The sequence below is a fragment of the Flavobacterium sp. MR2016-29 genome (genome assembly GCF_015350695.1).
GTDB lineage: Bacteria > Bacteroidota > Bacteroidia > Flavobacteriales > Flavobacteriaceae > Flavobacterium.
In genome coordinates this window covers 900,149-926,037 of record NZ_JADKPU010000001.1, presented here as the reverse complement: position 1 = coordinate 926,037, position 25,889 = coordinate 900,149, and the positions used below count along the sequence as shown (strand labels likewise).

19 protein-coding genes are annotated in these 25,889 nt (G+C 30.7%); 17 read left to right on the top strand and 2 right to left on the bottom strand.

Annotated features, from left to right (window positions below):
- The first annotated feature begins 55 nt into the window (after positions 1-55).
- The 5 genes from pncB (at position 56) to IR010_RS04190 (ending at position 8,201) form a co-directional block, all read left to right on the top strand.
- A complete protein-coding gene (pncB, locus tag IR010_RS04210; RefSeq protein WP_194601865.1) occupies positions 56-1,231 on the top strand; it encodes a nicotinate phosphoribosyltransferase in 1,176 nt (391 codons plus the stop codon).
- 162 nt (positions 1,232-1,393) lie between these two features.
- A complete protein-coding gene (locus IR010_RS04205; RefSeq protein WP_194601862.1) occupies positions 1,394-3,262 on the top strand; it encodes a DNA topoisomerase IV subunit B in 1,869 nt (622 codons plus the stop codon).
- Positions 3,263-3,266: 4 nt separating this feature from the next.
- The gene (locus IR010_RS04200) at positions 3,267-4,457 is read left to right on the top strand and encodes a DUF3298 domain-containing protein (protein ID WP_194601859.1); all 1,191 of its coding nucleotides are present in this window, start codon (positions 3,267-3,269) and stop codon (positions 4,455-4,457) included.
- Positions 4,458-4,528: 71 nt separating this feature from the next.
- Entirely contained in the window at positions 4,529-7,249 is a 2,721-nt protein-coding gene (locus tag IR010_RS04195; protein ID WP_194566913.1) for a DNA gyrase/topoisomerase IV subunit A, read from the top strand.
- Between the two features lie 211 nt (positions 7,250-7,460).
- Entirely contained in the window at positions 7,461-8,201 is a 741-nt protein-coding gene (locus IR010_RS04190) for a hypothetical protein (protein ID WP_194601856.1), read from the top strand.
- Positions 8,202-8,284: 83 nt separating this feature from the next.
- Here the strand turns inward: IR010_RS04190 and IR010_RS04185 are convergent, their stop codons facing one another.
- Entirely contained in the window at positions 8,285-10,744 is a 2,460-nt protein-coding gene (locus IR010_RS04185) for an AAA family ATPase (RefSeq protein ID WP_194601853.1), read from the bottom strand.
- A gap of 5 nt (positions 10,745-10,749) precedes the next feature.
- The gene (locus IR010_RS04180; protein WP_194601850.1) at positions 10,750-11,805 is read right to left on the bottom strand and encodes a PKD domain-containing protein; all 1,056 of its coding nucleotides are present in this window, start codon (positions 11,803-11,805) and stop codon (positions 10,750-10,752) included.
- Between the two features lie 254 nt (positions 11,806-12,059).
- On the opposite strand from IR010_RS04180, the gene IR010_RS04175 reads away from it, so the two are divergent.
- From IR010_RS04175 to tssO, 12 genes are all read left to right on the top strand, one after another.
- The gene (locus tag IR010_RS04175) at positions 12,060-12,680 is read left to right on the top strand and encodes a C40 family peptidase (RefSeq protein ID WP_317174422.1); all 621 of its coding nucleotides are present in this window, start codon (positions 12,060-12,062) and stop codon (positions 12,678-12,680) included.
- Positions 12,658-13,608 (top strand): hypothetical protein, encoded by a 951-nt coding sequence (locus tag IR010_RS04170; RefSeq protein WP_194601844.1) that lies wholly within the window; start codon positions 12,658-12,660, stop codon positions 13,606-13,608. Before IR010_RS04175 ends, IR010_RS04170 begins: the two co-directional genes overlap by 23 nt.
- Positions 13,609-13,610: 2 nt before the next feature.
- Positions 13,611-14,546: a TssN family type VI secretion system protein gene (locus tag IR010_RS04165; RefSeq protein ID WP_194601842.1), complete on the top strand. Its 936-nt coding sequence runs from the start codon at positions 13,611-13,613 to the stop codon at positions 14,544-14,546.
- Between the two features lie 33 nt (positions 14,547-14,579).
- A complete protein-coding gene (locus IR010_RS04160; RefSeq protein WP_194601838.1) occupies positions 14,580-15,641 on the top strand; it encodes a peptidoglycan-binding protein LysM in 1,062 nt (353 codons plus the stop codon).
- A 60-nt stretch (positions 15,642-15,701) separates the two neighbouring features.
- Positions 15,702-16,193: a DUF4280 domain-containing protein gene (locus IR010_RS04155; protein WP_194601835.1), complete on the top strand. Its 492-nt coding sequence runs from the start codon at positions 15,702-15,704 to the stop codon at positions 16,191-16,193.
- Positions 16,194-16,204: 11 nt separating this feature from the next.
- Complete coding sequence (locus IR010_RS04150) at positions 16,205-18,946, top strand: hypothetical protein (protein WP_194601832.1); 2,742 nt, start codon at positions 16,205-16,207, stop codon at positions 18,944-18,946.
- Positions 18,943-20,193: a hypothetical protein gene (locus tag IR010_RS04145; protein WP_194601829.1), complete on the top strand. Its 1,251-nt coding sequence runs from the start codon at positions 18,943-18,945 to the stop codon at positions 20,191-20,193. The genes IR010_RS04150 and IR010_RS04145 overlap by 4 nt, the downstream gene beginning before the upstream one ends.
- Before the next feature lie 513 nt (positions 20,194-20,706).
- A complete protein-coding gene (locus IR010_RS04140) occupies positions 20,707-21,636 on the top strand; it encodes a hypothetical protein (RefSeq protein ID WP_194601827.1) in 930 nt (309 codons plus the stop codon).
- 120 nt (positions 21,637-21,756) lie between these two features.
- Positions 21,757-22,611 (top strand): SH3 domain-containing protein, encoded by an 855-nt coding sequence (locus tag IR010_RS04135; protein WP_194601824.1) that lies wholly within the window; start codon positions 21,757-21,759, stop codon positions 22,609-22,611.
- A gap of 366 nt (positions 22,612-22,977) precedes the next feature.
- Positions 22,978-24,144: a tetratricopeptide repeat protein gene (locus IR010_RS04130; RefSeq protein ID WP_194601819.1), complete on the top strand. Its 1,167-nt coding sequence runs from the start codon at positions 22,978-22,980 to the stop codon at positions 24,142-24,144.
- 23 nt (positions 24,145-24,167) lie between these two features.
- Positions 24,168-25,337 (top strand): hypothetical protein, encoded by a 1,170-nt coding sequence (locus IR010_RS04125; protein WP_194601817.1) that lies wholly within the window; start codon positions 24,168-24,170, stop codon positions 25,335-25,337.
- Positions 25,338-25,359: 22 nt separating this feature from the next.
- Positions 25,360-25,872: a type VI secretion system TssO gene (gene tssO / locus IR010_RS04120; RefSeq protein WP_194601814.1), complete on the top strand. Its 513-nt coding sequence runs from the start codon at positions 25,360-25,362 to the stop codon at positions 25,870-25,872.
- Positions 25,873-25,889: the final 17 nt, after the last annotated feature.

Here is a 25,889-nt window from a genome sequence, read left to right as displayed (position 1 = left end):
TCTTCTTTTATCGAATTGCCGTATCTTAGCAATTCATGATCTGAATTAATACGCCATGGAAACTACCTTTCTGAAATCAATCTTAGATAATGATTTCTATAAATTTACAATGCAGCATGCTGTAATTAGACTTTTTCCAAAAGCTAAGGTACGTTATGGTTTTATTAATCGAGGAAAACATGTTTTTCCTTCAGGCTTTGCAGATTTACTTCGAAAATCGGTTGATGCAATGGCTAATTTACGATTGACAAAGGACGAGAAAAATTATTTGTCACATCACTGTCCATATTTAGATCCCACTTATTTAGATTTTCTCCAAGGATATATTTATGATCCATCTGAAGTTCAAATCAGTCAAGAAGGCTCAGAAATAAAAGTTACTATTGAAGGTTTTTGGTACAGAACCATTTTGTGGGAAGTGCCATTAATGGCTTTAATCTCAGAACTCTTTTATAAAGCCAATCATTTAATTCGCTTAAATGATGAAGCTATAAAAGAGCTGACCAAAAACAAGATTGACAATTATAATAAACTCGGAGTTTCTGTTTTAGAATTTGGTACAAGACGACGCCATTCTTATGATGTGCATGTTTTAGTAAATGAAATTTTGAGCGCTTATGGTAATAGTAGTTTTTTAGGAACTAGTAATGTGCATTTTGCAATGGTTAACAACAAACGACCTTTAGGTACGCATGCACACGAATGGTTTATGTTTCATGCGGCGCAATATGGTTTTAAAATGGCAAATTTAATCAGCCTCGAACATTGGACACAAGTCTACGGAGGCGATCTCGGAATTGCGCTGACTGATACTTACACAACGGATATATTTTTCAATCAATTTGATAAAAAATACTCCAAACTTTTTGATGGTGTTAGACATGACAGCGGCGATCCCGTAGAGTTTGCACAAAAGGTAATTTCGCACTATACTAAAATGGGAATTGACCCTAAATCTAAAGCAATTGTTTTTTCGGATTCGCTCAATTTTGAGAAGGTAAAAATAATAGCCGATTTCTGCAGAGATAAAATAAAAATGTCTTTTGGCATTGGAACAAATTTTACCAATGATGTTGGCCTTCCATCTATGAATATGGTCATAAAACTAACAGATACAAAACCCGATAATACGCATTGGCAAGGTGTTGTAAAACTTTCTGACGAAAAAAACAAAAACACGGGAACGCCCGAAATGATTGCTTTAGCAAAACAAGTCCTCGGAATAAAATAAGATTTTTTTGTTTCATAGCTGTTTTTTTATATTTTTAACGGTCGTATTTTTTTTAAATCAAATTAAATAGAAATCAAAGCTGTTATAATTCGTAACAAAAAAAAAATACGCTTTCATTTTTTGACTATAAATGGTACATTAGCCAAAAATCCAATTTACTTTATGCTAGAGCAAAATCAATATACCGAAGATAATATTCGATCACTCGATTGGAAAGAACATATCCGTATGCGTCCCGGAATGTATATCGGGAAATTGGGAGATGGATCTTCACCGGATGATGGTATTTATATTCTTCTAAAAGAGGTTTTAGACAACTGTATCGATGAATTCGTAATGGGTTCTGGAAAAACTATTGAAGTAACGATAAAAGACAAAACGGTTTCTGTTCGTGATTACGGACGTGGAATTCCGTTAGGAAAAGTAGTCGATGTAGTTTCAAAAATGAATACGGGTGGAAAGTACGATTCTAAAGCTTTTCAGAAATCAGTTGGTTTAAACGGTGTCGGAACAAAAGCGGTAAATGCACTTTCGAATTATTTCCGTGTAGAATCGGTACGTGATGATAAACAAAAAGGAGCAGAGTTTTCTGCAGGAAATCTAGTTCTTGAAGAAGATATAATCGATACAACAAAACGAAAAGGAACGAAAGTTACTTTTACACCAGATGAAACGATTTTCAAAAATTATAAATTCCGTTTAGAATACGTTATTAAAATGGTAAAAAACTATTGTTACTTAAACAATGGTTTGACAATTATTTTTAATGGAGAAAAATACATTTCAGAAAACGGACTTCGTGATTTATTAGAAGAAACAATCAGCGAAGATGATCTTGAATATCCAATTATCCATTTGAAAGATCATGATATCGAGATCGCTTTAACGCACAGTAAAACGCAGTACAGCGAAGAATATCACTCTTTTGTAAACGGTCAGAATACAACACAGGGAGGAACTCACTTAGCGGCTTACAGAGAAGCAATTGTAAAAACCATTCGTGAGTTTTATAACAAAAATTTTGAAGCATCAGATGTTCGTAAATCGATTGTAAGTGCGATCAGCATTAAAGTAATGGAACCAGTTTTTGAGTCTCAGACCAAAACCAAATTAGGTTCTACAGATATGGGTTCTGATGACGGAACACCAGCCGTTTCTGTACGTACGTTTGTAAATGATTTTGTAAAAAATAAACTTGATAATTATTTACATAAAAACCCTCCAACTGCCGAAGCTTTATTGCGTAAAATTCTGCAGGCAGAACGCGAACGTAAAGAATTATCAGGAATTAGAAAACTGGCTACAGATCGTGCTAAAAAGGCCAATCTTCATAATAAAAAATTAAGAGACTGCCGAGCGCATCTTCCAGATACTAAAAACCCTAGAAACTTAGAAAGTACGCTTTTTATCACCGAGGGAGATTCGGCTTCCGGATCGATTACAAAGTCGCGCGACGTAAATACGCAAGCTGTTTTTAGTTTACGTGGTAAGCCTTTGAATTCTTACGGAATGACGAAGAAAATTGTGTATGAAAATGAAGAATTCAATTTACTGCAAGCCGCTTTAGATATCGAAGACGGATTAGAAAAGTTACGCTACAACAATATCGTAATCGCAACCGATGCCGATGTCGACGGAATGCACATTCGCTTGTTGCTGATTACCTTTTTCCTTCAGTTTTTCCCAGAATTGATAAAAGAAGGGCATTTGTATATTTTACAGACACCTCTTTTCAGGGTTAGAAACAAGAAAGAAACTATTTATTGTTATTCTGATGAAGAAAGAAAAGAGGCGATCGAAAAACTGAAACCAAAACCAGAAATTACACGATTTAAGGGTTTGGGAGAAATTTCGCCAGATGAGTTCAAGAATTTCATTGGAGAAACAATTCGCCTTGACCCGATTATGATGGATAAAAACACTTCGATAGAGCAATTATTGTCCTTTTATATGGGAAAAAACACGCCGGACCGACAAGAGTTTATTATCAAGAATTTGAAAGTAGAATTGGATGCGGTTGAAGAAGTTTAAATTTATGAGAAAAACTATTCTAGGTTTATTAATAATGATGCTAGTTATTTCTTGTCAGTCAAAAAACGATGAGAAAAAATCAATTGTTACGACTAAGCCTGTAAACGAAATTAAAATTGAAAAAAACAATGATAGTTTAATTTACAAGATAAATGAAAATACTGTTGTAATAGCTGAGGATACTTTAAAGTTAGAAAGCCCATTTATATATTCTTTTGAAGGATCAATTAAGGACGGAAAAAAAATACAATTACATCTTTCTAATCAATTATCATCAGAGTATGGCGGGTATGTAAAATCTGCATCTCTTTATATTGAAGGAAGTAATGATATACTTTATTGTTATTTTGAAAAAGAGAAAAAGCAAGATTATTATACAGCCACAATCTATGATTATGATCATGATAATAAGGTTATCTCTAAACTAAAATTGTACAATCCTTCAACAGAAGGAATGTATATAGAATATATATTGGATAAAAAAAGTTATAAAATTTATCCAAGTAAAGCATTTCCAGCATACAAATGTTACGATGAAATCGATTATACATTGTTTGATTCAAGAGAGGCTTTTAAAAAGGATGAAGCTATGAGGGAATTTACTCCTTCAAGAGATTATAATTTTTTTGCTGAAATTATTTCCAATGATGTAAATTTTGATATTCTGGAAACAAAATTAAAGTATTTGTATACCGATTCGTTGAGCATTAATAATTATAAAAAATGGAAACATAATTTTAGTGTTGAAAAATCTAAAAAAGAAGAAGAAAATTATAGTTCTGAAACTTTATCAGTTGTGTCACCAGTTTTTATTGATGCTAATATTTATGTAGTTTCTGATTTCTCATACAGTTATATGGGAGGAGCTCATGGTATGATGCATACAGAATATGATAACTATGATTTGACAACTGGGAAAACGATAGATATTGAAAAATTAATAAATCTGTCTGATGACAAGTTTATAAGTTTTTATGAAGATAAAGTTAGATCAGAATATGCAGATGGCTTATTATCTAATGAAGTACCAATTACCCATAATTTTTATATTTTGCCTACAGGAATTACTTTTTCGTATGCACCATATGAACTCGTTGGTTTTGCAGGCGGAGAGCCTAAGATTTTTTTTAGTTACGAAGAATTAAAACCCTTTATTTTGAAAAACACAATTTTAGATCAATACAATTCGAATTAAAAAACATCAAACTTGAGTTAAATCAAAGTTTATCACAACAATTTTAAATTTATAATTTTCGAATATAAATAATGAAAGACGAAGAAGACGATAACATAATTCCAAACGACGACGAGAATAATTCAGACGAAAATCCTATTGATGAAAATCACGACGGAGAAGATGATGAAATTATCAACGTAGATGCCAAGCATTTTGAAGGCCAGCATTTTTACGAGAATCAGGAAGAAGAAGGAGAAGACGTTATTACAAAAGTAACAGGCATGTACAAAGACTGGTTCTTGGATTATGCTTCATATGTAATCTTAGAACGTGCAGTTCCTGCTATCGAGGACGGATTTAAGCCGGTTCAGCGTCGTATTATGCACTCTTTAAAAGAGCTGGATGATGGCCGTTATAATAAAGTTGCCAATGTTGTAGGACACACCATGCAGTATCACCCACACGGAGATGCAAGTATTGGTGACGCCATGGTACAAATTGGTCAAAAAGATTTATTAATTGACTGCCAAGGAAACTGGGGTAATATTTTAACTGGTGACGGAGCGGCAGCTTCGCGTTACATTGAGGCACGTTTATCAAAATTTGCTTTAGAGGTTTTATATTCTCCAAAAATTACAGATTGGGGTGTTTCGTATGATGGTCGTCGTGCAGAACCAAACAATCTTCCAGTAAAATTTCCATTGCTTTTGGCGCAAGGAGCAGAAGGTATTGCAGTTGGACTTTCTACAAAGGTTTTACCTCACAACTTCAATGAATTAATTGATGCTTCGATTAAGATTTTAAAAGGAAAAGCATTCACACTATATCCTGATTTCATGACACAAGGTATTGCCGATGTGTCGAATTATAATGACGGACTTCGTGGCGGACGCGTGCGTGTGCGTGCAAAAATTGCACAATTAGACAAAAATACATTGGTCATTACTCAAATTCCGTTTTCGACCAATACCACGACTTTGATTGATAGTATTTTGAAAGCCAATGATAAAGGCAAAATCAAAATCAAGAAAATTGAAGACAATACTGCGGCAGATGTTGAGATCTTAATTCACCTTTTCCCAGGCGTTTCTCCAGATAAAACGATAGATGCATTGTTTGCTTTTACAGCATGTGAAACTTCTGTAGCACCTTTAGGCTGTGTGATTGAAGACAACAAGCCATTGTTTATTGGAGTGTCTGAAATGTTGAAAATTTCAACTCATAGAACAGTTGATCTGCTTAAGCAAGAATTAGAAATTCAATTAGAAGAATTAAAAAATAAATGGCATTTCTCTACTTTAGAGAAAATCTTCATTCGTGAAGAAATGTACATTGATTTCAAATTATATTCTGACAGAGAATCACTTTACAAATATTTATACGATCGATTCGAGCCTTTCAAAAAATCATTCGTCAGAGAAATTACTGATGATGATTTACAAAGACTGACTCAAATTCCAATGATTCGTATTACCCGTTTCGATTCTGATAAGGCTGATGATTTTATTGCGAAATTAGAAGATGAAATGAAAGAAGTAGAGCATAATTTGGAAAATTTAACAGATTTTGCAATTGCTTACTTTACCAAATTAAAAGAGAAATACGGAAAAGGCCGTGAACGTCAGACAGAACTTCGTGTTTTTGATAATGTTGAGGCTACAAAAGTAGTTTTGCGTAACACAAAACTATACGTAAATCGCGAAGAGGGTTTTGTTGGAACAAGTTTAAAAAAAGACGAATACCTTACTGATTGTTCTGATATTGATGATGTAATTGTATTTTTGCGCGATGGTAAAATGATGATTACAAAAGTAGATGCTAAGACTTTTGTAGGTAAAGATATTATTCACGTTGCTATTTTTGACAAGAGCGATAAACGCACGATTTACAACATGATTTATCGTGACGGAAAATCAGGGCCATCTTATATTAAACGTTTTAATGTTACGGGAGTTACTCGTGATAAACCTTATGATTTAACCAATGAAACGGCTGGATCACAAGTAGTTTATTTTTCGCATAATCCGAATGGAGAAGCAGAAGTAATTACGATCTTATTACGCCAGGTTGGAACGATCAAGAAACTAAAATTCGATATTGATTTTGCTAAATTAGCTATTAAAGGCCGTGCTTCAAAAGGGAATTTGGTAACTAAATATCCAATCAAAAAAATAGAGTTAAAAGAAAAAGGAATTTCGACCTTATTGCCAAGAAAAGTTTGGTTTGATGATACTGTGAAACGTTTAAATGTTGATGCAAGAGGAGAGCTGTTAGGGGAATTTAAACCAAGTGATAAAATTTTAATTATCACCCAGTCTGGTAAATTAAAAGTTATTATTCCGGAATTGTCAACTCATTTTGATGAAGATATGATTGTTTTGGAAAAATGGAAACCTAAAAAACCAATTTCGGCCATTTATTACGACGGAGAAAAAGAACGTTATTTCTTGAAACGTTTTCTTGTTGAAAATGAAGGGAAGGAAGAAAGCTTTATCACAGACCATCCAAATTCGCAATTAGAGATTGTATCGACAGATTATCGTCCTGTGGCGCAATTGGTATTTGCAAAAGTAAAAGGAGTTCAAAAAGAAGATTTACATATTGATGTAGAAGATTTTATAGCAGTAAAAGGTTTCAAAGCTTTAGGAAATCAATTGACTGCAGATAAGTTAAAACAAGTCAACTTATTAGAACCACTTCCATATCAAGAACCAGTCGAAGAAATTCCTGAAAAACCAGAAATGCCAGATGATGAATCTGTAGAAACAGAATTAGATGATGACGGTCAAATAGGTTTGGTTTTAGATTAAAAATAAAAACCGCTAGGATTAATTTCTTAGCGTTTTTTTATCGAGATTAATGTTTTAGTTTTAAATGATTATTTTTTTAATCTTATTTGCTTATTACTTTATTCGATTAACATATTTTTAATAAGTCTTATATTGTTATAAAATTAACTTATTGTGGTTACTTATAACTTTTTTTGATTTTTAAATTAGCAATTCATTTAAAAATCAAATTATGAAAAAAATTTTATGTCTAGTTAGTGCCATTTTATTGGTATTAAATTCTTGTTCAAGTAATGATGCACAAAGCATAGATAAAACTTCTGAAGTTTTACTTAAAAAAACAATTATTACAGGGGCTGATAATTCCTTTTCTGAAGTGAAATGTTTATACGATGGAAATAAGATAGTTAGTAATACATCGAATAATGAAAATGAACTACGATATATTTACACAGGAACTAAAATAACAAAACTAGAATTCTTCGAAAAAGGGATGCTTCAAAGTTATATAGATTATACATATAATAATGAAAAATTGGTTTCTAAAAGTAACATGTTGCCTAATGGTGAAAAAATAAGCGAAACAGAATATACTTATTTTGATAATGGAAATATAAGTTATTTGGAATCTATTAAAGCAGGATCTCAAATAGTTACAGTTTTAGGAGTTTATAAGTTTTCAAATGGCAATTTATTAAGTAGTGAAAAGTATGAGAATGGAGTTATGACTACAGGTGTATATTATGAATATGACAATAAAAATAATCCAAGTAAAAATATTTTAGGATTTAATTTATTATTAGATCATGATGTATCTGTTAATAATGTAGTTAAACAAACTTGTATTTCAAATTCAGGTGTAACCACTGAATTTACAAACGCTTATAAATATAATGCTAAAGATTATCCAACTGAAAAAATTAAAAGTTTAGTAAATCGAAACGCTAAGGAAACAACTCAATTTTTTTATTAATATTAGAAATTGTAACATCAATTAAAAATAAAAACCGCTAAGAAATTAATCTTAGCGGCTTTTTTGTATTGAAGTTTTTAGAATTAATTTTCTGAGATAGAGATTAATTCTTGTTTTATCCATTTTACTTCATTGTTTTCAATACTAACAAAAATAGTATCTCCGTCTTTTACTTCTCCAGCGATTATTTTTTTAGCTAAAGGTCTTCTTAAATGTGTTCGAATAATACTTTTAATCGGTCTTGCTCCGTATTTAGCATTATACCCATTTTCAGCCAGATAAAGTTTAGCTTCTATTGGAATATCGACTTTAATATTGATGTTTTTGAGTAAATCCATAAACTCTTTTTTCAAATGAATCTCAAATATTTTCAACGCATTTTCTTTACTGATAGGCGCAAAAGGTACAATTTCAGTTAAACGTCCTAAAAATTCTGGTCTGAAATAATTCGCCATAATTTCCATTAAAGAAGTTGAGGAAGGAATTTTACCACTATTAAAAGTTTCAACAATATGGTCTGCACCAATATTCGAAGTAAAAAGAATAATAGCATTAGAGAAATCACCTTCTTTTCCTAGTCGGTCGTGCAGTTTTCCTTCGTCCATAATTTGAAGAAAAACATCAAAAACAGAAGGATGCGCTTTTTCAATTTCATCAAATAAAACAATAGAATATGGCTTTTGACGAATTTTATTTACTAGCAACCCTCCGGATTCATAGCCTACATAGCCTGGGGGCGCACCGTACAACAATGCAGCAGAATGTTCTTCTTTAAATTCAGACATATCAAAACGTATGATTGCATTTTCGTCCTGAAAAAGAAATTCGGCCAAACTTTTGGCTAATTCTGTTTTACCAGTTCCTGTTGGGCCTAAGAAAAAGAAAGAAGCAATTGGTTGTCCAGCTTTACTCAATCCCGATCTTGATTCTAGAATTGAACCTGCGACTGTTGCAATACAATGATCCTGACCAATTACTCTTTGGTTAAGAACTTGCTCGATGTTGTTAAGTTTTTGTTTTTCTTCTTCGTTTAATTTTCCTGCTGGTATTCCTGTTTTTTGTGCAATAATCAAAGATAAATCAAAAGCTTCAATGTGACTGCGTTTATCTAATGCTTTTTCCTCCAGAGTTTTTAATAGTGTTTCAATATGATTTATGATAGCATCTGAATATTTAAAAAGTTCTTTGTTTTCTTCTTCAATGACCATTAAAAAAGTAGTTTTCTGCATTACATCACTTAAAAACCAATTACATTCTTTAATCAATTGTTCTTCTGATAAATTAGCTTTATTCAGCTTTAAAACTTCCAGTTTATCATAAAGTGCTTCTTTCCCTTTCAAAAAAGTTTCTCCAGAGGTTTTTAAAACAGACATGGTATGGTCTATCAAATTAATGGCAGATTCAGGCAGGCTTTTTTCTTTTAGATACCTTCTGGATAATCTAATAGATTCAGAAATAATTTCATCATCAATTTTTAGTTTATGATGTTCCTGATACATTTTAATCGATTCACGAATCATTCGGAACAAAGTTTCATTATCTGCTTCTTCCAATTTTACGATTTCAAACATTCCCGAAAGACCTTGTTCTTTTTCTATTTTTTTTGAATATTCATCGATTGTAGAAGTGGCTATAATATTTAACCCTTTCGCTAATTCGCTTTTTAAAATATTTGCAACTCCAGAGTCACCGCCGTTTTTGTCTAATAAAGTATGGATTTCTTCAATTATTAAAATGGCTTTAGGAAATTGTTTTAATTCCTGAATGCAGTTCTTTAGGCGGTCTTCAATTTCACCTTTATAAGATGCGCCGGCAATTAAAGAAGATAAATCAAGCTCAAATAACTGCACTTTATGTAGTGTATCAGGTACTTGATCCGCAATGATATTTTCAACTAAAGTATTTATCAAAATTGTTTTACCAATGCCACGATCTCCAAGCAATAATACATTGGGTTTTGAGAACCGACAAAGAATTTCTTTTATAGTGTTTAATTCCCCTTCACGTCCAATAGCAGTTAGTTTATTGGGTTTCTTTTCAAGGTTTTTATGCACAGAATACTTACCTAAAAATCCTTTCTTAATTTCTTTTTTGCTTGATAAATTTTCAGCAGAAGTTGTAGTTTCATTTTCTAATAATTCATTCCTTGAAATAGGAAAACTTTTCATCTGGTCAAAATTAAAACCAACACCAGGCGAACTTAAAGCGACAATAATAGCATATAAACTAATTTCATCTTCGTTTAATAAGTTTCTAACGGCTTCAGCTTCATTTATAATTTGATCAATTACATTAGCTGGTTCGGCATCCAAAACATGAGATGTTTTCGATTCCTCTTCAATTCTTACTTCTGCCCATTCATCAAGGAAATAAACATCTTTTCCCATTGCTTCCAAACGTTTTAGAAGTGACAAGTCTCTATTCAAGATAGCCTTAAGTAAATGCGATCCTGTGTAATATTTATTAGAATTATTTTTGGCAATTTTTTTAGCAATTTCAAACGCAGTCAGCAATTCAGTACTGAAAATATTTTCTTGTTTCATAACAATTAGTCTTTTACCCAGATCAGATATTTTTTTACTTTATAATTTATGGACATTCCTTTAATACAATTATCAGTTTTGTCTTTATTGAGTCTGATAGATTCTATTTTTATTTTTTTTCCTTTAATATTAGCACATAATTGTGCGAAGGTCAATAAATCTTTGTCATTTTTTACTGTCGGAATTTCGAGATCATCACATAAAAATTCGGCAAAATCATCTTTAACTTTACTGCCTTCTGCTACTTTATTTAATAAAATTTCAAATTGATCTTCAGATATTTTTGGTGCTTTTTTAATAGGAGCAATGCTGTCCTTTTGAGATTTATTCTTTGGGGCTACTGGCACATATTGCAACATGTCTTCAAGCGGATCTTTTTTTGCTGTTCCTCTTGGTAAGGCAAAAGCTTCTGCATTTTTCTCGTAAACATAAGAGGTTACATCCAGAGGGTTTGTTTTCTTAATAACTCGCGGATGCACATAAATTACTTTTTTAGCAACTCGGCTAAAATCTCCGTTTATAACAAGCGTAATCGTTTTTTCTCCAGGAGTTGAAAAAGTAAATACAGGATTTGAAGACGTTTCATCGATGCCTTTATTTTCTCCAAATGCCCATTCCCAAGTTTTAGCGTTTTGTGAAATAGAATTGAAATAAGTTGGCTGTCCAACAGTAATAATTTTTGAAGTAATAATTTGAGGAGTACCTAATTTGTCTAGAATATATTTGTCTTTTAAGATAAGTTCTCGAGTATGTACACATTCTCCATTTATAGTTAAGCTAATGATATACTTTCCTGGATTTTTGTAAGTATGAAAGGTATGTCTTCGAATATCTGTGGGAGAACCATCACCAAAATCCCATTTCCAAGATTTCGCATTATGAGTTTTATCATAGAATTCAATTGGTTCTTCACTCTGATAATGATCTGATAAGATAAAATACTTGACATCTTCGCAGTTGACATGTTTAAAAAATTGAATAAGAAAAGAGATTATTCCTATTAGAAATAGAACAACGAAGACTAATACAACTTTAATATCAATATTCTTTTTATCTAGCATTATTACTTTATGTTTAAAATGAGAAAATATTTACAAATATAAATTCAAATATTTTAAAAATGTAAAATAAATACTATAAAAATTTCTAAATTATAAGAAAATATTTTTTATGTTTGTAAATATATACTTACATATTTAATTTATTAAATGTCTAAAAGTTGTTTTACTGGATTATGATGAAATTTTACCTTACTAGCAATTCATTTATCAAAAAGAGATGTTTTGTTTTTTTTATAAGCCAAATGGTTTTCTTTTTGTCTGCAATTGTATTGCTGAACTCTTGTGGTAATAAAAAATACATTGCTCAAATACCATTTAAATATGACTATTCTTTAGAACTTTTAAAGAAGCAGTCAAAAATGGAAGAAACTGGGTTAAAAAATAAAATTATCGTCAATGATAATTCTGAAAACCTTAGTGATGAAGTTTTGTATTTAAAAGAAAAATATTCAATTGTATTAGCAGTAACACCTAATAAAATTACGAACTACAAATTGTATTCTTATTTCGACCCGTGGATTAATACTCCTTATAAAGAAAAGAGTTTTTCTAAAAAGGGAATTGATTGTTCTTATTTTCTACAATCATTATATAGTGATGTTTATAAAGTAACGCTTCCGAAAGACCCAGCTGGAATGTGGAAGTCGAAATCGATTCAAATCTTTACAGGCCGTACCTTTTTAGCTGAAGGGGATTTAGTGTTTTTTAGATACGATAAAGACCATCCTATATCAGATGTAGCCTTGTACCTGCACAATGACAGAATTTTAGCTTGTACAGACAAAGGATTAGGGATTTATAATTTTAATGATGAATATTTTCAGTTGCGATATATAGGTGCAGGACGTATAAATGAAGACACAAAGAAAAAATAAAAAAAGCCTTGAAAATTTAATTGAGGAAATTGAAAGTATTCCGTATGACATTCGGGCAGAAATTATTGCCAATGAATTAATTGAGAATGATGAAGTCTCTGCCGATGAAATTATGATTTTAAATCAGGGACAATTTTCGAGAGCTTTTAGAAGTGATGTTTTAGGTGCTGTAATTCAGGATGATAATTATATCAGGCGCGATTATATTTCGCTGCTTTTGTCTCGGGATAGTATGTATGATGCTCTTCCGGAAGGATTTGTTCACAGTTTAAATGAAAACAATGCTGATAAGTCTGTTCACCAGATGATTAAGGAACACAAACATCAAAAGAAACAGGAGAACGAAGCAAGGAACTTTTTTAATCCGTTTGAAAATGAAATTTTTCATTACCGAACAAAAATTGAAAGTGTAGAGAGAGATTTTTTATATAAACTAAATGGCAGTAAACCACTTGGTTTTTTCTATGATTTTTGGGGATTATCACATAATTACCCGGCAGTTTTGGTTTCAAAATTTATTCAGCTGCTGCCATACGCTTATAAAATTGTAGGCGATATTGATTTATCGTGCCGTTGTTTGTCAAGTATAATTGAAGAAAAAGTGTCTTATAAAACAACAACTTCTAAAGAATACAGCGAAGAAAGTGAACAAATTAATTTAGGAGAAAATAGGTTAGGGGTCGATTTTATTTGCGGTAACAAATACATGGATTATTCAATGAACCTGACAATCGAGATAGGTCCAATAGTAAATAATTCATTTGAAAATTATATTCATAACGGATCAATAAAAAGATTTATTGATTGTTTTTACGAGCATTTTTTTCCGATGGAAGTCGAGCCAAAAACAATCTTGATCATGAATCATGAAACAGAAAAATTCAATTTTAATAAACAGCCTGTGTTAGGGTATACAACACGTATTTAAAAATGGTTAAAAAAAACTTATTAGCACTTATTGATGTTAAGCTCATCGTGTTTTTGGTAATAATAATAGCATTATGCGGTATTCTTACCTTATTATTTAGCGATAAGATAAAAGAATTTGGGACAAAACATAAAAAAACATTCTATATATATGTTTTCTCTTTTGTTCTTATCTATGCTCTAACAGCATTTTTGGGCAACAATAAATTATTTAATGAACTATCAGATGAATTCCTTTTTTATCAAATAGTTTCTGCGTTGTTTGGTGTACTCCATGTCTGGCTTTACCGATTTTATTTGCATGAATTTAACCAAAAAAACATGAGCATCGAACTTTTGTTTTCCCTGTTGGTTATACTTTATTCAAGTGTTTTATTCGCCATTATTTACACGGCATTAAACGGTATAAACTTGACTTTTTTAATGTGCTCGCATTTTCTGGTATTTATTGTTCCAACGGGAATTTACATAGTTTTTGAATTTATGATGCAGATACCGCCAAAAGAATTTGTAACATGGAAAATTCCGCCAGGTGAAAATCCTTTCCCAGAAATTGAAGATGTCGAAATGAAGGACCTTTTACTCATTACATTATTAATTCAAAAACAGGAAGACAGCAAAATTTATACTTCAATTAGATCAAAAGGACCTGTAAGAATAGATTTCGGGCCTTTATTTTATAATACAATTACAGGCTATAATACTCAATATCCGGATAGCAAAATAGCTTTACAGCATAATGGTGAAAATTACAACTGGGTCTTTTTTCTACAGCCAAAATGGTATCAAAATGCAAAATATGTAGATGCTGACTATACTTTAGGAATGAATGGTATAACAGAGAATTCGGTTATTATTTGTAAGAGACAGAAACAAGAAATAAGTAAATCTGACGGTGAAGGTTTTACATACGAACCTAAAATTAAGAAAGCAGAATAGGAAGATAGTTTTAAGAATCAAAAATTATTTGAAATGTATTACACAGAAGAATCTGAATTTTCTTATTACGGAAAGTTTCGCACTTATAAAATAATGGAAGGAGACACACTGCAAAGTGTAGCTCAAAAGTTAGGAATAGATGCGAGAGAACTCAGAAGATATCACAATATGTATTGTATGGTAGCAGATTTAATAGAACATGATTTTAAACGCTATTCTAAATTTTTAATTCTAGCTCCAGAAAAAAGTATTTCCGATGCAAATGAAGTCATAGCAAAAACACCCAAAAAAGTAAGCTTAGGAAAGGATAACAAATTGCCATTTTTACCTAGGGGTATTGATAAGGAATATAAAGTAAAATATATTTCAAATGTTGATGATCAGAGTGATGTAATGGAAATGAATGTACGTGTAAAATGGCTTGCTACTGACAAAAATAATTTTCATTTGTTTGAGATAAATAGAAGATCTGTTTATATAAATAATACAAAACCCAATATAATTATGGATGAACTCGCAGTTAAAACGGCAGAGGTTTTATATCCGCTAAAAATTGTGGTTGATGAATCGGGTAAGTGGATTGACATTTATAATTATGATGAAATTCATAGTCGTTGGAAAGATAAAAAGGAGGCGATTTTAGGCTATTTTGAAGGAGAGGTAGCTGAAAAATATGTTAAGAAGACAGAATATGCTTTAGAAAACACAGAAACCTTGTTTAAATATCTTGCCTCAGATTATTTTTTAAGAACTTTTTTTAACGGAATTCATGTCAGTTATACATCAAGTTATTCATTTCAAAATGAAGTTCTATTTCCATTAGAAAAAGATGAAGAGTCGAAGTATAAAATAGAACAGAAGATTGATCAGTTTTTAGATCAATCAAATTTGGTAAGGATAGAACAAAAAGGTCATTATGTGGCTACTGAGAGTGAAGCCAGTTTTGAAACTGATCCCTGGACAGGGAATTATAATGCATATTATTTTTTAGATCAACATTCTTATTGTATTGAAAAGGTGAATTTAGAATGCAGTATAAAGTATGGTGAAGAAATGAAAGCAGTCATACAAATTGAATCTTTAAAAAAAGAGTAAACTCAAATTAACAGCAAAGAGTAGTAAACAGAGAATACAATATTCAAAAATAATAAAGCAATGAGTGAGAAACATATAGTAGTGCAGGGAGCTTCGTTAAAATGTAAGTTTAGTGTAGATCCGAAAACAGATATATTAAAAGTAAAAACGCAACAGAAGCATTATGCTAATGATAAAGATGCAGCAAAAAAACTCATTGCTACTGATAAAGAAATAGGACAGACTCTAGAAAAAAATACTTTTGGCAATTGCAAATTACAACCCACGGGCAATAGTTTTAAACCTTGTCAAGCTGTAATAACTAAATGGAGCGCTTTTTACGAAAAGGTAACTCTGAGTAATCAAGGTAAAATATTACTGGAAGATAGTAAAGCGACATGTCCAATTGGAGGACCAGATTGTATAGAAGTAGTGAAACATGGTCAAAAAGCAGAAGTGAGTAAACAAAATGCTAAAAAAGCTAAACCACAAATAAGCAACCAGTTAAATCCTCTTGTAAATACATCAGAGTTTCAGGAAGATTTAGAAGATAGTGATTCAATTTGTAAATAAAATATTGTAGTATGTCAGATTTTAAAATAATTGGAAATCCAGATCCCGTTGTAGGCAAGGAAGAATTCTATTCGGTAAATACTTTTTTGCCAAATGTTCTGCCTTCCCAAAATTCAGCTTCTGATAATAGTTTTGATCAGCCTGTAAAATGGGAAATTTATATACTCGAAAATGGCAGATGGCGTAAGACAAAAGAAAATGATAAAACAGGAAAGAAAATATCCTATACTTTCCTGCAAAAAAGTTTAAATAGAAAAGGCATTCGTATTCTAGCAAAAAGAGGAGAGGATATAGCACGCCTTAATATAAAAACACATCCAGCGGAAAAACCAAAAATTGAAAGTATTGAATTGCTTGATAAAAACGGACAAAAACCAGCGAAACCGCTTTCGTACGGACAGACTCTTAAAGCAAGAGTTCACTGCCTGCACATGGAAAAGCAGAAAATATTTGTAACGCTATGGGAAGATGATGCTATTGGTGCGGGACATAATAAAGCAAATGAAAAAAATATAATACAGACACTTTCAGGAATTGTTAGAAATGGCAAAGCGGATGTTGAATTTTTGCTAAGACCAAGTTTTGCTAAAATTGCAAATAAGAGTAAAGATGAGGGGGATATTCATGAATACTATGTTACGACAGATTTTAACAAAGATAAAATTGCAAGTAATAATGTAAATGTAAATGATCTTGATGCGCCTGTAGCACCTTATAAACGTAAAGTTTCGGTACAAAAGCCAGCGCCAGCTAAACCGACAGTTTCATCACCAGAGCCAGCACAATCAAAAGCAAAGACTCCACCTTCTGATTCTTCTCCTGCTCCTAAAGTTAAAGCAGAAATTACCAGAGTACATATTACAAATTCTGCCAAACAACCTATAAAAGGAGTTCATACAGAGAAACAAATTATAGTCTGGATAGATTCGCAGGGACTTATTGGAAAAGAAATTCGTTTTAAATTATATGATGAGGATTATCTGAGTAATGATTTACTAATTGATCAAGAGTTTACCATTGCCAGTAATATATTTCCAATAACTGTTCATCTAGATAGAATATTAAGAAGTAAAGGAGGAATTAATGGAGAAGGTGCTGAACAGGAATTGTTCGCTGATGTTGAAGTAATTCAAACTAAAGATCATACAAAGAGTGAAGTAGTAGATGTAGATGCAAAAGTTTTTAAACCGGATCCAGTTGAAGCTGTAAATAAGGTTGCGAAGGTTGGTAAGGGAGATAAAAATGTAGAAAAGGGAGTTTGTTTTTGTAATAAAGATTTTGAAGAAAAAGATGTTAGGAAATTAGTCAAACTTTTAAAAGGATCAGAAACTATTTGGGAAGGTCAAGCATTAAGAGGAGGTCGTCGAGCACCATGTAACCTAAGTGATAAAACTTTTGGGACGCTGACAAAATCACTAAATGAATCATTTAAAAGGTATCAAATAAGTACTTGTATTCAAAAAATACATTTTTTAGCACAAGTTTGTGAAGAAACAGGAACTTTTGCTTCATCCGAAGAGACAAGAGGTGAGTTTATTTCAAGCCAAAGTGTTTATAAAGGACGTGGTTTATTGCAATTAACAGGTGTGAGGGTTGACCCTAATAATGATAGATCTTATTATGATAAACCAGGACCTTATCAGGATTATGCAGATTATAGAGGAAATCAGGAAATTGTAACAAAACCAGAAATTGTAGCTAATAAAGTCGATTATTGTATAGACAGCGGTGCATGGATTTGGAGTATCAATAAAAAGATGACAAGTAATCCAAAGTCTCAGGCTATAGCAAGATGGGGAAAAGAGACCTTAGGGAAATCTCTTAACGAATTAGCTCTTTTCGGTGAAAAATACTTCGAGTTGATTTCTGTACTGTTAAATGGCAGAGGAAGTGATGGTATGCCTAATAATTATAAGAAAAGACAAATTAATTATAATTTATTGAAAACATTTTTTTTCATGTACGATAAGTATCATGGAACTCATTCCAAAACTTGTAACGCCAAGGACATTGTTACCTACCATATTTATGCCAACGGAGATATTGAAAAACATATTCCTAAGGAGATTAAAGAGCAATATAAAGATCAATACAAATATGTGTATCATGATGAAAGTAAAAATGAACATGAGATTTGTACCGTTAAATGGTTTATGATAGATAAGAGAGGTAATGGAAAAAAAATTTCTAGTATCCCGCAAGGTTATATACATACGTATAACTACCCATCAGGAGGAAATGCCCAAGTAGCTTATGTTTATGACAATGGAGATATTTGTGTTTCAGGTACTATTTATGGTTATAGAAAATATCCAAAAGCAGAAGGAAAAGTTCCTTTAGTAAGAATGATGGATAATTTAAGTTACGAAAAGGATAATGTTAAAATATTTTATTCATTTAGAAGTTCACAAAGAAGATATTGCAATCCCGATGCATATGCTGGTTTTATTGGTGCTTTAGCAAAATTAGGAAGAGAAGACGTTTTATGTACAGGTATGTGTTTTGCTGATGCGACAAGTTATCCGAGTGTTACACATCCAAATGGAGATTGTGCTGATACTGCATATTATTCAACATTATCATTGGAGCAAAAGAAAGTAAATGCTTTTAAAGATTTTCATTTTGAAAAAATATATAGGGGGAGTGGAAGTTGGTATGCAAGTTTGGTTGGGACTATTTATTCATCTGGTCATGAAGATCATTTACATTCTGGAGAATTCAATTTAAATATCGTAAAAATAGTAAAAGAATGAAAAAAATAAACCTATTACTTTTATCAATATTGTTTTTAAACTTTATTAATTGTCAAAAAAAAGACAATAATAGCAAAACAATTATAAATGTTGATAAGATAGAACAGAAATCAATTGGTTTTTCTGATAAATATGAAGCTCTCCCAAAAATAGATATTGAGGAAATTTCTGTGAGTGAATATAAGAGATTAAATGTAACAAAAAGACCGATTATCAAAATTCCTGTAAATTATGATGCAAACTATTATAATTTAGAAACAAATGATAAAATTATTCAGTTAAAAAGAGGAAAGAGAGTAGAATCAAATGGTAGTGCAACTAACTGGTATGATTTTTTGGGATTTTATCCAACTTTAAATATGTATGCATTTTCTAGAAATTCGGTTAGTGAAAGTTTAAATTTCAGTGAATTTATGTTACTGAATAAATCAAATGGAGAAATAATAAATATAATTTCTTCGGGTGACGAACGAATAGAAAACCCAATACCGTCTTCAAAAAAGCAATATTTAGCATATTTTGATAATCAAGTTTATGCATCTAATAATAGCTTTTTAGGAATATTGAAGTTTGATGAGAAGAATAAATTAAAAGAATACAGAAGTCTGATTTCCGAAAATTTCAATATCTATCAAATCGCATGGGGTGAAAATGATGTTCTTCTAATTAAAACATCTTCTGACAATGGAAAAAAATTTAAATATTATAAGAGTAATATTTTGTCCCAGAATACAAACGAGAAATCCTTAGATGATGAATCTAAACAAGATAATGTTTTTTTTGGAGATTCAGCAATAGGTTTAGGCTATGAAAAATATTTTAAGCCAATTATTAAATATAATGGTTCTTTAGTACTAGAAAATCAAAACAATTTATATAAAAAACAATTTTTATCTTTTGACAAATCCAATTTAATAAATGCAAAATATCAGTTTGTAAAACAAATTTTAAAAAACAAAAATGACTATAGAATAATTTTATATACTTTATTAAATGATAAAAAGAAGGATTCAGTTGAATTCTACAGAAGTACAGTTGATAAAGAAATTCCAAATTACACTTGTCTTTCGTATTTGGATGTAAAAAACAATAAAATTTGGCAACTAAAGTATTTTGCAACGGGTACTGAAATTATTTTGTACATGAATAGTGTTATTAAAAAAGATGGCAGTATAAAAAAGGATTCTCTTTATTTTCTTGATGAGTCAAAAGAAGTTAAAATGGATACTTATAAACTATATTGGTAATAATTTTCTTAAAGTTATTTATGTAAAGATTCTGTAATAGATAAGAAATAATTGCACAATAAAAGGTTGTGAGTTTTTAAAATGAAGATCAAGTCCTTGAAATATTGGGCAAGGAGCTTTTTAGAAAAAATTTACAAGTGCTTGAAAAACCCTATCGCGCAGATTTGCAATCCGTGTACACTACAATAAGCCATAATAAAAGTTGAAAATCTAAGGAAAAATAATGTCAACAAGCGATCACAACGGATCAGGCGTATACTAGCTAACATATTGACACTTCCAGAAGATTATTATTGTAGTTGAGCCAGAAATTATGCAGGTTTAGAAAACGAATAGGGAGTTGTCATTTTAGATTTATTTTGATTTACGTTATGGGCACGGATTGTAAATCCGATCGATCGGGAACAAGCGATCAAATTATATATTTTGAGCAACAAAATAGATGGTAAAACTTCATATAACACATCTAAATTATTTCAAATAGCACAAGTCAGAAAAAACAAATAAGATGTTATGAAAAATATAAGAAAGTTTTTTAATGCAAGTGTACTAATAATTTTATTCTTTTCATGTAAAAATGACAAGGATGGTACTTTAGAAAAAGTAATAGATTCTAAAAATGTAGAGATAAGAAATCAAAGATTAGATGAAAATTTAATTAATAACATTTTAGGAAAAGATTTAGTTGAAATCATTAAAGTTGAAAGCGATTTTAAATTAAGCTGTGCTAAAAAATATAATAAAGTAAGATTAGAAAAAAAGTATTTAAGCATAGAAGTTGTAGAGCCAATAAATTATAAAATTGAAAAAATTGAAAAAACTGATATAGGTATCAACCTATATTTTAAAGAAGAATCGTTTTACTATAGTGTTTCCTTGATTAATAATAATTTAGGAATCTTATATTGGAGAAATTTGTCTGTAAAAGGTAACAAAATTGACAATGATTTTTCTTTTTATACAATTGATAGTAAAAGACTAAAAGAAGCTAATTTAGAAAAAGAAAATTGTGATGAAGACACAAAGGAAATAAACTCAAATAATTATCTTGAAAATGGGAAATGGAAAATTGACTGTGAAAATAGTGTTGGAAGTATGATAATTAAAGATAAAAAAGCGTCACTGATTGTTCTTTTTAATCAAATATATATCGAATTAGAAGAAGTTAAAAGGTATAATTCTGAGAAAGGTATTGCTTATAAACTACGAGAGAAACCCGAAGATTTGGGTAATTTTGGAATCAAACTTGATTGGGAAAATTTTATAAATGATAAGCCAATTGCTTATATAAAAATTATTGATAGTAGTACTTTATATTTTTATTGGTATGGTTTTTTTAATAATCAAACGAGAAAACGAGAATTTACTGAATGTGAATTTCAGCAAGAAAGTAATAAAAAACATGAAGACAATCATGTGATATTGATGAGGTGTGATCTTTAGCACGTTGGTAAAATAATTTTAAAACAAGATCCTTGCCATATTGTAAAAGAAAAGCCCGAGCTAACAAAGTTTTAGACTTTTGTTAACTGAGAGAATTATAAGATTTAATAAATAATTAGAATGACAAATTTGAACATAATATTTCTGATTTTAATATCGATTGCGATATTAAGTTGTGAAAAGAAAATTGGAAAAAATCAATTGAGAAATCAAGCACAAGTTATTAATAGTAATAAAGTCAATTTAGAGACTATTAAATTTTCTGATTTGTTTAATGAGGGTTCAATTATAAAATTTTCTCCTAAAGAATTGGTGAATCCAAGTGATGATGAAATATTAGATTTTAAAGAGAAGTTAGATTTATATGAAGATCAAAATACAGTATTAGAGGATTTTGAACCTGAAAATTTAAAAATACTGGTTAATGATGAAACTTTTTCTGAAAGTAACCATTTTGTAAATAGCGAATGGTTGGATTACTATATCAAGAAGTATCATTTAGAAAATTATCTTAAAGACATAATGAAAATTGCTATTGAGCAAGAGGATTATAATGCAGTTAAAGTATTATTGAAAGATGGATATATTATTTCTTCAAAAGAACTTAATATAGCAAAAGATGCTAAAATAAAAGCAGATGAAATAAAGAAAATCAACTTGAAAAATGATGGTCTGCATGAAAATGGAGATCCAACATTTTACGATAGTAATGCATCAATGATTGATGATATTTTAAAATTTATTGAAGAAAAATATAATAAAAATAAAATTTACGATAAGGACGGTTACACGAACTTGAGAGAAGATGCAAATGTAAATTCTAAAGTGATTTCAAAAATTGCTTCTGGAAAGCATATTATGGTTTTAGATAATATCGAAAAGAATGTAATAGAATCTCAAAAAGGATGGTGTTATATTCAAACTGAAGAAGGTTTGAAAGGATATATACACAAAAGTAGAATTGCATCTAATTAAACGGTTCAAAAAAAACAAAACAGTTTTAAAACCCGATTGCGCGGATTTGCAATCCGTGCCCAATAAAATAAGCCATAATAAAAGTTATATAAAGAAAAATAATGTCAACAAAGTATAAAGCGATCACAACAGATCAGGCTTATTTTATAACAATAATCTTAAATGAATAAATAACCAGATCTAATTTTTTTAGACAATCTTGTAACCAAATAGTTAAGACAATCCATCTCAAAAATACCACACTTTAAAAAAATCCAAAAACAAATAAAAAGTAATTATTAGTAACCACTAATAATTAATAAAATCCTTATGTAATCTAATTACATGAGGCATTTTGCTATGGAATAAATTAAACAAAATTATATAATGAAAATAAAATTAGTTAAGTCCTTTTTAGTTCTGATGCTTACAAGCCATGCAATTGGTCAGAATATTTCTGTTCAGGTTTTATCTGCCGTTGAAAAAGATAAAGTAGTAGAAAATGCAGAAGTTATGATTCAGCGAAATGGAGAAACATCTGCAAAAAAGTTTACAAATACTCAGGGAAAAGTAATTATTAATGGAAGTTTTCAAGATGACTTGAATACATTATTAATCATTAAAAAAGAAAACTACTCAAGCCTTGTGGTAAAATGTCCCTGCAACGATTTGACCTATGCATTAAGTCCCATTATGAAAAATTTAGATGGAATGCGAATTGTATTAAATTGGGGAAAATATCCTGAAGACTTAGATTCACATTTAACATTTTCGGGAAATCATATATTCTTCCAACACAAAAAAGGTAATAAATCTAATCTTGATGTCGATGATATTGATAGCTATGGCCCTGAAACCATAACTATTGAAAATAAAAAATTTGGAGAAACCTATCACTATTTTGTGCATGATTACTCCAATAAAAATGACCTGAATTCTAACAAATTATCAGCAAGTGATGCAAAAGTATTTGTTTACGTAGGGCAATCATTGGTAAAAACTTATTATATCCCTAAAAATAAAAAAGGGAATGTTTGGAACTTATTTAAAATAAATGGGAACGGAGAAATAATAGATATCAATAATATAGTTTCTAAAACAGAGCAGGAAATCGGTATTGAAAATTCCTATGATAATACTGAGGAAGAAGTCTATGTTTCAAATGAAGATAAAAAGAAAGCCCTTCTTTTAAATCAAAAAGGAGATTTAGCATACCAAAAGAAAGATATAGATGGAGCTGTAAGCTACTACAAACAAGCAATTGAGTATAATCCGACTTTTGGACAAGCCTATGGAAATTTAGGTTTAATGTTTATAAAAAAAGGATATAAAGCAGAAGCTATTTATGCAAATAGAAAAGCAATAACCTATGCATCTGGTAATTCTATCAATACTACTCAGGCAAGTGCATATTATAATATAGCCAAAATATTTGAAAATGATAACGATTTTGAAGAAGCATTGAATTACTACAGACTTGCAAAACAGTTAAAAGAGAATGTGGTTTATGATAATGCGATAAATAGAGTCAAAAGTAAAATGGGCGGACAATAATCACTTGTTTAAAAATAAAAATCATGATAGAAAAATTAAATCATTTTCCGGTAAACTGGATTGATGGAATGAAGATCAACAAAAGTCATTTTTTGGCTATGCAGGACAATGTTTCTGAATTGGTAAATGATGCAATCGGAATTCATACTACCCCTATAAGTTATGGTTTGCTGGATTCGGGAAACCACAGTAAAGAATCGACCAAGATTACTTTAGGAATTGACAATCACAAACTATTGCGCGTTCGCGTAGAAGAATGTCACGCTATTACGCCAAATGGATCGAGAATCGAAATAAGTAAAAGCAGTACTGATACATTAGATCTTCAGGTTCCATATCCAGAGGAAACTTATGAAATAAAAGATGGAGAACAGTTAGAATTACTGGCTTGTATTTCGGTTAATTCAAGAAAAAGAATTCCGTTTGGAGAGCCTGATCCAGATGAGGTTCCGCCGAGATATCCTTACACACAGCCAGAATATAAACTCCATTTAATTAAATCAGAAGAATTTCGTTCCGGAATAGGATATGGAGGTTTTTACCTGGCAATAGGTAAAGTGTTAGTGGGAGATACCACTGTACTTGACGAAAATTATATTCCGGCATCGGTTACTGCGGGCTGTAATCCAAAATTGGCAGACATGCAGGCGCAAATTGCAAGATCGTTTGGTCAGATTGAGATTTATTCAGTTCAGATTTCTCAAAAAATCAATCGATTTCAACAAACGGGACTTTTGGCTCATGCAGTAATGCAGCTTTCAGATAATACAAGCTATTTTTTAGGCAATTGTTTAACACAGTTTCGCTGGTTTTCATTGCACCAGCATCCGGCAGCAATGTTAAGTACAGTAGTTTCTTTTGCCAGAGTAATGAAGAATTTTATTGATTCTAAAGCCGGTGCGGGTAAAGAAGAGCTTCTAAATTATTTTGCTGAATGGTGTGACTTATCTCAAGGTGATTTAGAAATACTATTTACAACCTTAATCAATACCAATTACGATCACGTTCACATAGATAAAACAGCGACACTTACAATGAATTTCCTTTCAAAAATTGAGAAGCTGTTTGACACCTTAAGCAAACTGGATTACATCGGCAAGAAAAAAGAAAACATCGAATTATTTGTAGCCGAAACAGAAAAGAAAGATATCGTGCACAATCCGAAAAGACACGGTTTTTTCATTAAAGATTAATTATAAAAAGTAAATACAAATTATGGAAGTATTAAATAAAAAAGAACGTCAAAAAGCATTCTTGGCTTTCCTGGCAGCATTCATTGTCACTTTTCTAGTAATGCTGGTTGCAGTATCCTTTAATTTTTATATGCCGATTGCAGAAAATAAAATGCTTAAGGCAGAGAATGAAATGATGAAAAGAGAATACGATTATCAAACTAGTTTTTCAATTAAAATTGACAGTGTCAGAATGACAATTGACTCGATTAATTCACCAAAAGTAGATAATGATTTTCAGCAGCGTCTGGCAAATGTTATGGTGGCCAATATTTATCAAAAAATACCAAAAGATAGCACAGACAATAAAAAATTATACAACAATATAATTCTGGCATACAAAAACATTATTGACTATAAAAAACAAATTAGAAGTCTAACCCATAATTCACATTTGATAGACAGTTTAAACCAATCGGCTAAAACATACAAAGAAGAATTAGAAAAAGTAAGCAGGGATTTAGACGTATGCCGTCAGATCTATCAAAATCAGTAATGTATACTCACTTTAAA

What these genes read in the sequence shown, in the direction of transcription:
- IR010_RS04205 (WP_194601862.1), top strand. Translation starts at nt 1,394, where the DNA reads ATGCTAGAGCAAAATCAATATACCGAAGATAATATTCGATCACTCGAT.
- IR010_RS04135 (WP_194601824.1), top strand. Translation starts at nt 21,757, where the DNA reads ATGACAAATTTGAACATAATATTTCTGATTTTAATATCGATTGCGATA.
- IR010_RS04200 (WP_194601859.1), top strand. Translation starts at nt 3,267, where the DNA reads ATGAGAAAAACTATTCTAGGTTTATTAATAATGATGCTAGTTATTTCT.
- IR010_RS04190 (WP_194601856.1), top strand. Translation starts at nt 7,461, where the DNA reads ATGAAAAAAATTTTATGTCTAGTTAGTGCCATTTTATTGGTATTAAAT.
- IR010_RS04185 (WP_194601853.1), bottom strand. Translation starts at nt 10,744, where the DNA reads ATGAAACAAGAAAATATTTTCAGTACTGAATTGCTGACTGCGTTTGAA.
- IR010_RS04180 (WP_194601850.1), bottom strand. Translation starts at nt 11,805, where the DNA reads ATGCTAGATAAAAAGAATATTGATATTAAAGTTGTATTAGTCTTCGTT.
- IR010_RS04130 (WP_194601819.1), top strand. Translation starts at nt 22,978, where the DNA reads ATGAAAATAAAATTAGTTAAGTCCTTTTTAGTTCTGATGCTTACAAGC.
- IR010_RS04170 (WP_194601844.1), top strand. Translation starts at nt 12,658, where the DNA reads ATGAAGACACAAAGAAAAAATAAAAAAAGCCTTGAAAATTTAATTGAG.
- IR010_RS04145 (WP_194601829.1), top strand. Translation starts at nt 18,943, where the DNA reads ATGAAAAAAATAAACCTATTACTTTTATCAATATTGTTTTTAAACTTT.
- IR010_RS04140 (WP_194601827.1), top strand. Translation starts at nt 20,707, where the DNA reads ATGAAAAATATAAGAAAGTTTTTTAATGCAAGTGTACTAATAATTTTA.
- pncB (WP_194601865.1), top strand. Translation starts at nt 56, where the DNA reads ATGGAAACTACCTTTCTGAAATCAATCTTAGATAATGATTTCTATAAA.
- IR010_RS04155 (WP_194601835.1), top strand. Translation starts at nt 15,702, where the DNA reads ATGAGTGAGAAACATATAGTAGTGCAGGGAGCTTCGTTAAAATGTAAG.
- IR010_RS04125 (WP_194601817.1), top strand. Translation starts at nt 24,168, where the DNA reads ATGATAGAAAAATTAAATCATTTTCCGGTAAACTGGATTGATGGAATG.
- IR010_RS04195 (WP_194566913.1), top strand. Translation starts at nt 4,529, where the DNA reads ATGAAAGACGAAGAAGACGATAACATAATTCCAAACGACGACGAGAAT.
- tssO (WP_194601814.1), top strand. Translation starts at nt 25,360, where the DNA reads ATGGAAGTATTAAATAAAAAAGAACGTCAAAAAGCATTCTTGGCTTTC.
- IR010_RS04165 (WP_194601842.1), top strand. Translation starts at nt 13,611, where the DNA reads ATGGTTAAAAAAAACTTATTAGCACTTATTGATGTTAAGCTCATCGTG.
- IR010_RS04160 (WP_194601838.1), top strand. Translation starts at nt 14,580, where the DNA reads ATGTATTACACAGAAGAATCTGAATTTTCTTATTACGGAAAGTTTCGC.
- IR010_RS04150 (WP_194601832.1), top strand. Translation starts at nt 16,205, where the DNA reads ATGTCAGATTTTAAAATAATTGGAAATCCAGATCCCGTTGTAGGCAAG.